Genomic DNA, 1,045 nt, shown 5'->3' on the forward strand with positions numbered 1-1,045 from the left:
GCGTGACGAACTACGTCATACTAAAGAACTTAAAGCTGAGCAAGCACGTGAAGCACGCGCAAAAGCTCGTGAAGAAGAGCAAGAAGACGCTGAGTAATTTAGCGCTTAATTAATTTACAGGTTCCTTAATTTTAAGATAAGGGACAAGTAAAAAAAGCCCCAATATAACTTTTTTCTTTCTAGTCAAAAGTGTATTGGGGCTTTTTAGTTTGTGGAGTTTATTTTCGAAAATGTAGCCACTTCTTGCTAGTGACTACATGTCATTCATTGATTAGTTGTTAAGCGCCGTTAGCCAATCATCTTCCGCTACTTCTTCAATATAGCTCTCAACGGATTGTCCCACTTCATCGTCATCTTGTTTGAAGTAAGCAATGTGGAATACTGCGTCACCTTCGTTTACCAACGGTAGAGTTTGTTGGCCAATCACGATACCGCCTTTGGTTGTGATCACTTGGCCTTCTTGGTGACCTAACGGAGAGCTTATGTAAGCGAGAGTTTGTCCTGCTTCAACTTGTTCGCCAAGTCTCACCATGTTACGCAAAATACCGTCTGACTCAGCGCGGATCCAGCTGGTGGATTTGCTCAACACTGGCTCTGGCAACTTTTTACGGTTTGGGCGCAGCATGCCGATTTCTTTCATCACTTGATGCACGCCAAGGTAACCCGCACGAATCGCTAGGTGATCAAAACGCAACGCTTCACCACCTTCGTAAGTTAATACAGGGATACCCAATTTTTCCGCTTCGCTACGAAGTGACCCATCACGCAGTGGAGAATCAATGATCACTGGTGTTGCGAACGCTTTTGCAATGCGCAATGTTTCTGGGTTCGACAGGTTTGCACGGATCTGGGGCAAGTTAGTACGGTGAATCGCACCTGTGTGTAGATCCAAAATAAAATCACAGTGCTTCGCCACATTCTCAAAGAAAGTGTAAGCGATGCGTGATGTTAGCGATCCTTTCTCACTGCCAGGGAAGCAACGGTTTAGGTCACGACGGTCTGGTAGGTAACGAGATTTATGGATAAAGCCAAACACGTTAACCTG

The 1,045-nt window shown here is 44.9% G+C and carries 1 protein-coding gene and 1 pseudogene; one reads left to right on the plus strand and one right to left on the minus strand.

The annotated features are described in order from the left end of the window. Positions 1-97, plus strand: a pseudogene (locus AB4653_RS25185) (DUF3622 domain-containing protein); the annotation flags it as partial. 174 nt (positions 98-271) lie between these two features. Here the strand turns inward: AB4653_RS25185 and AB4653_RS25190 are convergent. Further along, the coding region (locus tag AB4653_RS25190; protein WP_372105592.1) for a succinylglutamate desuccinylase/aspartoacylase family protein at positions 272-1,045 on the minus strand (774 nt) is incomplete at its 5' end.

Source organism: Vibrio sp. 10N.222.48.A3, from assembly GCF_041475345.1.
In the GTDB taxonomy this organism is placed as follows: domain Bacteria; phylum Pseudomonadota; class Gammaproteobacteria; order Enterobacterales; family Vibrionaceae; genus Vibrio; species Vibrio tasmaniensis_A.